This is a genomic window from Candidatus Methylomirabilota bacterium (assembly GCA_036001065.1).
Classification (GTDB): Bacteria; Methylomirabilota; Methylomirabilia; order Rokubacteriales; family CSP1-6; genus MNEF01.
Window position 1 is genome coordinate 1 of the sequence record DASYUQ010000234.1, and the last position, 7964, is coordinate 7964.

Below are 7964 nucleotides of genomic sequence, written 5' to 3' on the forward strand. Positions count from 1 at the left end.
TGCCGCACATGTCGATGGCGTCGGGACAGCGCTCGCGGAAGCGGCAGCCCTCACCGAGGCGCATCAGGTCGGGCACCACGCCGGGGATCGTCGGGAGGCGCTTCTTCTTCGCGTTGTCGCCGTAGCTCGGCACGCTCTGGAGCAGGCCGCGCGTGTACGGGTGGAGCGGCTCGGAGAAGAGCTCCTTCGTGTCGGCCTGCTCGACGATCTTGCCCGCGTACATCACGACGATGCGCTCGGCGAGCTCGGCGACGACGCCGAGGTCGTGCGTGATGATGAGGATCGACATGCCGAGCTTCTGGCGCAGCTCGCCGAGCAGCTCGAGGATCTGCGCTTGGATCGTCACGTCGAGCGCCGTGGTCGGCTCGTCGGCGATGAGCAGCTTGGGATTGCACGACAGCGCCATGGCGATCATCACGCGCTGTCGCATGCCGCCCGAGAGCTGGTGCGGATACTCCTTTACCCGGCGCTCCGGGTTCGAAATGTGCACCACCCGCAGCATCTCGACCGTCTTGTCCATCGCGTCGCGGCGGCCCAGTCCCTCGTGCAGCCGGATCGCCTCGGCGATCTGCTCGCCCACCGTGAAGACGGGGTTCAGCGAGGTCATGGGCTCCTGGAAGATCATCGCGATCTCTTTGCCGCGGACCTTGCGTATCTGGGCGGAGGTGAGGTCGAGGAGGCTGCGACCGTTGTAGATGATCTGGCCCTCGACGATTCGGCCGGGCGGCTGGGGGATCAGGCGCATGATGCTCAGCGCGGTGACGCTCTTGCCGCAGCCCGATTCGCCGACGACGCCCAGGGTCTCGCCTCTGTTGATATAGAGGTCGACGCCGTCGACGGCCCGGACCACCCCCTCGTCGGTGAAGAAGTGCGTCTTGAGGCCCTTCACTTCCAGGAGACGTTCGGCCATGGGGCCTCCTATCGAGTCCCGGCTCGGTGGGGAGACGGGGAGCCGTCCTCGACCACGCTAGCCACGTTCCCTTGCGGCCTCCGCTGCTCGTCGGCGATACACGCCGAGAAGCAACGGGTCTCGGATGGCTCCCCGTCCCCCCACCGCCCTCGACGCGTTTCGACGTCCCCGGCCGTGGCTACCATCGGCTGGCGATCTCGCCGAGCGCGTCCAGCGCGCGTCTGATGTCATCGGCGTCGACGTCCTTGTGGGTGACGCAGCGGATCGCGGCGGGGCCGATGGCGTGGATCTTGACCTTGCGGGCGGCGCAGCCCTTCACCAGCTCGTTGACCGGGCTCTCCGGCGGGGGGCCGCCCGGCCGCTCGAGCTTGAAGATGACGATGTTCGTCTGCACGCTGGCGAGGTCGACGCTGAGCCCGGGGAGCTTGGCGATCCCTTCGGCCAGCGCGCGCGCGTTGGCGTGATCCTCGGCCAGACGGTCGACCATGCGCTCGAGGGCGACGATGCCGGCGGCGGCGATCACGCCGGCCTGCCGCATCCCGCCGCCCAGCATCTTCCGGATCCGCCGCGCCCGCCCGATCAGCTCCGCGCTGCCGCAGACCACGGATCCCACCGGCGCGCCCAGGCCCTTGGAGAGGCAAAAAGTTAACGAGTCGACGGGGCGGGTGAACTCCCGCGCGTCGCGCCGGAGCGCGACGGCGGCGTTGAACAGTCGAGCACCGTCCAGATGCACGGGCACGCCCGCGCCGTGGGCGACGGCGGCCACGGCGGCGATCTCTTCCGGCGTGCAGCAGGTGCCCCCGTGACGGTTATGCGTGTTCTCGACGCAGACGAGCCCGGTGGGCGGAACGTGGATGTTCGCCGGGCGGAGCGCCTCGCGCACCTGGGCGGGCATGAGGAAGCCGCGCTCGGTCTTCAGCGGGCGCATCTGCACGCCGCCGATCGCCGAAGTGCCGGCCACTTCGTAATTGAAGATGTGAGAGTCGAGGTCGAGCACGACCTCCTGGCCCGGGCGGGTCTGGGCCAATACGGAAACGAGGTTGCCCTGGGTCCCGGACGTAACGAATAGGCCTGCTTCCTTTCCCATTCGTTCCGCTGCCATGGCTTCCAGCCTTTTGACGGTCGGGTCCTCCTCCCAGACGTCGTCGCCGACCTCGGCGCGCGCCATGGCCTCGCGCATCTCGGGGGTCGGGAGCGTGAGCGTGTCGGATCTGAGGTCGACGATGTCGCGCACGATGGCTATCTCTGGGCCCGCAGCCGCTGAACGGCTCGCCGTCCGAACTCGGTGTGGGCGAACTCGCTCTCGAGTCGGACGAGCAGCTCCCGGGCCTCCGCCGTCTTGCCCTCGCGGAGGTACACCTCGGACAGCAGCCAGAGGGCCTCGGGGATGACGAGCGTCCGCGGATACTCCTTCAGCACCTGCTCGAGCCGCTGCCGGGCCGCGCCCGGATTGCCCTGGTTGAAGTAGAAGTTCGCCACCCAGACTTCCTTCTGAGCCAGGCGGCCCCGGCAGATGTCGATCTTGGCCAGCGCCTCGGTCGCGTAGCGGCTCTCCGGGTAGTCCTGGACGAGCTTCTTGAACTGCTCGAGCGCCTTCTTGGCCAGGGTCTGGTCCTGCTCGATGGGCTTGATCTGGTCGTAGTACGCCATCGCCAGCCGGTACTGGACCAGATCGGCGATCCGGTCGCGCGGGTAGAATGCCATGAACGTCTCGAACTCTTTGATGGCCTTGTCGAACTCGCTCTCGCGATAGAAGGCCTCGCCGATCAGGAAGCGGCCGCGGGACGCGTACGACGAGTTGGGGTGGCGCTCGACGATCTTCTTGAAGTGCTCGCGCGCCTCGTTGTACTGCCGTTTGTCCAGCCCCTGCTCACCGAGCTTGTAGAGCTCCTCGGGTGGCAGGATCGGCGTGGGCGCCGGCCTCAGCCAGCCACAGCCGGCCCCTACCAGGATCAGGCCCGCGAGCACGGAGCGTCGAAACGCAGCAGCAACGTCAGGCATGAAATTGCCTGTATATACCACATCCTAAGGCCAAAAATCCTTTGACTTGGAGTCCGCCGCCCGGTATTAGGAAGGACACTCAGGGAGGCGTCAGCGCCATGGCTTTCCCGCGCATGCTCCGCGTCCGTCAGACGTTCCCCCGTCCCCGGGTCGCCGACATCCCCCGGGCGGTGGCCGAGACCCTGGCCGGCGCCGGGGTGCCCATCAAGCGCGGCGATACCGTCGCCGTCGGCGCCGGCAGCCGCGGTATCGCGAACATCGACGCCATCGTCGGCGCCACGGTGAAGTGGCTCAAGGATTGCGGGGCCCGCCCCTTCGTCTTCCCGGCCATGGGCAGCCACGGCGGCGGCACGCCCGCGGGGCAGCTCTCCGTGCTGGCGCATTACGGGATCACCGAGGCCACGATGGGCTGTCCCCTCCGGGCCACTATGGAGGTGGTGCCGGTGGGCGAGGCGCTCGGCCTCCCGGTGTGGCTCGATCGCTGGGCATCGGAGGCCGACTGGATCGGGCTCGTCAACCGCGTCAAGCCCCACACCGATTTCAAGGGCTCGATCGAGTCGGGCCTGTTCAAGATGATGACGATCGGGCTCGGCAAGTACAAGGGGGCCATCCAGTATCACCGCGCGAACATCCACCACGGCTACGAGAAAGTGATCACCGCGGTGGGCCGCGAGATGCTGGCCAAGGTGCCCATCGGCTTCGGCCTCGGCATCGTGGAGAACGGGTACGACGAGACCGCGCGCCTGGAGGCGTTCAGCGCCGCCAACCTGGAGGAGGGCGAGCGGCGGCTCCTGAAGGACGCTCGCGAGTGGATGGCGCGCCTGCCGTTCTCGCCGATCGACGTGCTGATCGTGGAGGCGATGGGCAAGAACATCTCCGGCGCCGGCATGGACACCAACGTCATCGGCCGGCCCTCGAACCCCCACGAGCCGTTCCCGGCCGACCCCAAGATCCTGTGGATCGTGGCCCTCGACCTCACCGAGGAGAGCTACGGCAACGCCACCGGCATCGGCAACGCGGACTTCACCACCCGGAAGCTGGTCGACAAGATCGACATGAAGGCCACGCTCATCAACTGCATCACCGCCTGCGCGCCCAACGGCGCCAAGGTCCCGGCGACCTACGAGACGGACCGGGAAGCGATCGAGACCGCGCTGTCCTGCATCGGCCTGACGCCGCCCGAGCGGGCGCGCGTCATCCGCATCAAGAACACGCTCATGCTCGGCGAGATCGAGATCTCGGAGGCCTACCGGCCGGAGCTGGCCCAGCGACCCGATCTCACGCCTCTGGGGGATCCGGCGTCGCTGCCGTTCGACGCGGCGGGGCGCCTGTTGCCGCTGTGAACAAGGAGGACCACGACCCCATGCATGGTACGAAGACTCTCACCGCACTGACTCTGGCCACGCTCCTGGTTGTCGCCCTGGCCGTGCCGGCGGCGACGCAGCAGAAAGTCGGCCTGGTGTTCTCCGCGGGCCCCACCGGCGGCACCTGGACGCCGATGGCGGCCGCCACCGCCGAGGTGATCAAGAGGAAGTTCCCCGAGCTGGACGTCCAGGTCGAGCCGGGCGCCGCGCTCGTCAACATGGAGAAGATGCGCAATGACAAGGCCGACCTCGCCTGGTCGATGACGACGGTGCTCGCCGACGCGCGCGCCGGCGCCAACACCTGGAAGGGCAAGCAGACCGACAAGCCGCTCTTCGTGGCGAACTACTACCCGAACGTCTGGCAGCTCGTGGTTCCGGCGTCCACGGACATCCGCAAGGTCGCGGACCTCAAGGGCAAGGCGGTGGCCCTGCCGCCCCGGGGGAATACGAGCCTCTCCGAGGGCTGGGAGCTGCTTCTGCGCGTGCATGGCATGAAACTCGACGACCTCGGGACCAAGAGCTACGGGTCCCTCACCGAGAACGCGGAAGCGATCCGGAACCGTCAGGCCTTCGCCATGGGCTGGACGACCACGGTCCCGGCGGCGTTCATGCTCGACCTCGGCACCTCGATGAAGCTGCGGATGCTCTCCGTCCCCGATGACATCCTCGAGAAGGTGCGAAAGATCCACCCGGGCTATGTGCGCCATGTGATTCCCAAGGCGACGTACGCCCAGTACGGCATCGACGAGGACGTGGTGACCTTCCAGGCGCCCACGATCCTCATCGCCCATGTCAAGACCCCGCCCGACGTGATCTACAAGGTCGCCAAGGCGGTGGTGGAAGGGCGCGAGGACTTCGCGCGAGTCACGGCGGCCATGAAGGGCGTCACGGCCAAGGACATGGCCCAGAGCCACGGCATGCCCTACCATCCGGGCGCCGAGAGGTATTACCGCGAGGCCGGTCTGCTCAAGTAGCGCCGCTTCGTGCGCAAGCTCACCGGCTACGCTGGGCTCGTCGTCGGCGTGGTGGGGGTGGTCATGTCCCTCTACCACGTCTACGCCCGGCTCACTCCCTACGCGCCCGACAGCCTCGCGCTTCGCATCATCGCGCTGGCCTTCTGCCTGACGCTGTCGTTTCTGCTCTTCCCGCGGAAGTCGACCACGCCGCTCGACGAGGAGAGCACGCGCCTTCCCTCAGAGGGAGGCTTCGCCCCCCTTCCGAACCTGCCACCAGGACGGGTTGCGCCGGCGGAGCCGGCGCTCGAACCGAGGACCGACGCCGCGCTCATCCCGTGGAGCGACCTGGCCCTGGCCGGGCTGTCGATTGCGGGGCTGAGCTACCTGTTCGTCTACTACGACTACGTCACCACGCGGTTCCCCACCGCGCACCCGCTGACGACGATCGATATCGTGGTCGCCACCGTCGTCGTCGCGCTGGTCCTCGAGGCCACCCGGCGCACGCTGGGAATGGCGCTGCCCATCCTCGCACTGTGCTTCATCGCCTACGGGCTGTTGGGGCCGTGGCTGCCGGGACCCCTGCGCCACAAGGGGCTCACCTACGAGATCCTGATCGACCAGACGTTCTTCACGAGCGAGGGGCTCTTCGGCATCCCCCTGGGCGTGGCCGCCTCCTACGTGATCCTGTTCATCATCTTCGGCGCGTTCCTCGAGAAGTCGGGGGCGGGCCAGTTCTTCATGAACCTCGCCAACGCGGTGGCCGGCGGCCAGCGCGGCGGCCCCGGCAAGGTCTCCGTCGTCTCCTCCAGCCTGTTCGGCACCATCTCGGGCTCGGCCGTCGCCAACGTGATGGTGGACGGCTGGCTGACCATCCCGATGATGAAGCGCACGGGCTTCAAGCCGGAGGCCGCGGCCGCGATCGAGGCGGTGGCGTCCACCGGAGGCCAGATCATGCCCCCCGTCATGGGGGCAGCCTCGTTCGTGATGGCGGAGTTCCTGGGCATCCCGTACTCCCATGTCATGATCGCGGCGGCAATCCCCGCGATCTTCTATTACGGGGCCCTCTTCGCCGCCATCCACTTCAACGCCTCGCGCACGGGGTTGCGGGGCCTCCCCCGGGAGGAGCTGCCCAGTCTCCCGAAGGTTCTGCGCGCGCAGGGGCACCTGCTGGCGCCCGTCGTCGTCATCTTCCTGCTGCTGCTCGAGGGGTTCACGGCAACCTACGCGGCGATCGTCTCCACCGTGGTCGTGATTTACGCGTGGCTTCTCGGGTTCTGGGTGTGGCTGCTGATACTCGGCGGAGCGGTCTTCTGGGAGGTGGATGCCCCGCCCTGGCTATGGGCCCTGCTGGCAGTGGGGGGGGTGATGGCGGTGCTGCTGCGACCGGGGGGCGCCCGGCGGCTCGGAGTGTTCTTGGTCCGCGAGGCGCCGGCGGCGTTGCGCGCCGGCGCCCAGCAGACGGTCCCCGTGGCCATGGCCACGGCAGCGGCCGGGATCATGATCGGCATCATCCTGCAAACGGGCCTGGCCATCCGGTTCACGAGCTTTCTCGTCGACTTCGCCGCCGGGAACTTGATGGTCGCGCTCGTCATCACCATGATCGCCGCCATCATCCTCGGCACGGCGCTGCCGACGACGCCGGCCTACATCATGCTGGCGGCCCTGCTCATCCCCGCGCTCATCAAACTCGGCGTCCCGCCGCTCGCCGCCCACATGTTCGGCTTCTACTTCGGCTGCCTCAGCGCGGTGACCCCGCCCGAGTGCTTGGCCGTCTACGCCGCCGCCTCGATCAGCCGCTGCAGCGTGTGGGGCGCTGGCTTGCAGGCCGTCAAGTTCGCGGCGGCCGGCTTCGTGGTGCCGTACTTCTTCATCTATTACCCCGCGCTCCTCTTCCAGGGCACCTGGGGCGAGATCGCGCAGGCGCTCGTCTCCGGTACCGTCGGCGTCATCGCGCTGGCCGCCGGCCTCGAGGGCTACTTCCTCAGGACTGCGACGTGGCTCGAGCGCGGCCTGTTCGTGATCGCGGCGCTGCTGCTGATCGACCCGGGCCTGGTGAGCGACCTGATCGGCCTGGCCCTGCTCGCCGCCGGGCTCGCGCTCCAAAAGCTCCGGCGCCCCGACGCGGCCGTCGTCCCCGCGGGCGCGCCGTGAGCCGCGCTCAGCTCGCGGCCCTGACGGTGATCGCTGCCGCGCTGGTGATCGGGACGATCGTCTATGGTGTCCTCCGCCTCTACGCCTCGTAGCGCCGCCGTGGCGATAGCCTTCACATCCCTTCGTTCTCGGACTCACTCAGGCTCGCCTCGGACAGTGGCCGTCCTGCGGCTTCGCACTCCCACGCCGATCCTCACGCACAACTGCGTACGCTCCGGTCGCCTCTCACGCAGGCTTGCCTCGCGCCGCGGCGGCGCTGCGGCTTCGCACTCCCACGCTCGGGCCTCGGGCTGCTTGGCTCTCGCCACGGCCGACATGTCCGAGCGCGCGGCGGTATGAAGGCCCTCGTCTATCCGGCCTGGGACACGCTTCGTCGAAGGGGGCCATCGAGGCCCCCTCCGAGCCACCCCCAGTTCCGGTGGCGGCAGCAAAGCCGCCGCCCGGGTGTCGTGCACGTGGGCGCGCGGCGATGAAGGCCCTCGTCTATCCCGCCTGGGACGTGCTGGAGATCCGTGACGTCCCGGAGCCGTCACCCGCGCCCGGCGAGGTCGTGCTCCGGGTCGCCGCCGTCGGCATCTGCGG

6 protein-coding genes are annotated in these 7964 nt (G+C 68.5%); 3 read left to right on the forward strand and 3 right to left on the reverse strand.

The genetic code is table 11. The features are described from left to right. The 3 genes from VGV13_22485 to VGV13_22495 all read right to left on the reverse strand — a co-directional run. The coding region (locus tag VGV13_22485; GenBank protein ID HEV8643845.1) for an ABC transporter ATP-binding protein at window positions 1-910 on the reverse strand (910 nt) is incomplete at its 3' end. Between the two features lie 178 nt (window positions 911-1088). Beyond that, window positions 1089-2090: a GntG family PLP-dependent aldolase gene (locus tag VGV13_22490; protein HEV8643846.1), complete on the reverse strand. Its 1002-nt coding sequence runs from the start codon at window positions 2088-2090 to the stop codon at window positions 1089-1091. Window positions 2091-2149: 59 nt separating this feature from the next. Continuing rightward, window positions 2150-2878, reverse strand: coding sequence for an outer membrane protein assembly factor BamD (locus tag VGV13_22495; GenBank protein HEV8643847.1), 729 nt, complete (start codon window positions 2876-2878; stop codon window positions 2150-2152). Between the two features lie 131 nt (window positions 2879-3009). Here VGV13_22495 and VGV13_22500 point away from each other — a divergent pair, with 131 nt between their 5' ends. From VGV13_22500 to VGV13_22510, 3 genes are read left to right on the forward strand one after another with little or no spacing between them, the layout of a single operon-like run. Further along, window positions 3010-4254 carry a [Fe-S]-binding protein gene (locus tag VGV13_22500; GenBank protein HEV8643848.1) on the forward strand — a complete coding sequence of 415 codons (1245 nt, stop codon included), beginning with the start codon at window positions 3010-3012 and terminating at the stop codon, window positions 4252-4254. A gap of 20 nt (window positions 4255-4274) precedes the next feature. Further along, a complete protein-coding gene (locus tag VGV13_22505; GenBank protein ID HEV8643849.1) occupies window positions 4275-5249 on the forward strand; it encodes a TAXI family TRAP transporter solute-binding subunit in 975 nt (324 codons plus the stop codon). Window positions 5250-5258: 9 nt separating this feature from the next. Continuing rightward, window positions 5259-7382, forward strand: coding sequence for a TRAP transporter fused permease subunit (locus VGV13_22510; protein ID HEV8643850.1), 2124 nt, complete (start codon window positions 5259-5261; stop codon window positions 7380-7382). Window positions 7383-7964 lie beyond the last annotated feature (582 nt).

Excerpts from the sequence above, each read along its gene's own strand:
- VGV13_22500 (HEV8643848.1), top strand. The coding sequence starts at position 3,010 with ATGGCTTTCCCGCGCATGCTCCGCGTCCGTCAGACGTTCCCCCGTCCC.
- VGV13_22505 (HEV8643849.1), top strand. The coding sequence starts at position 4,275 with ATGCATGGTACGAAGACTCTCACCGCACTGACTCTGGCCACGCTCCTG.
- VGV13_22490 (HEV8643846.1), bottom strand. The coding sequence starts at position 2,090 with ATGCGCGAGGCCATGGCGCGCGCCGAGGTCGGCGACGACGTCTGGGAG.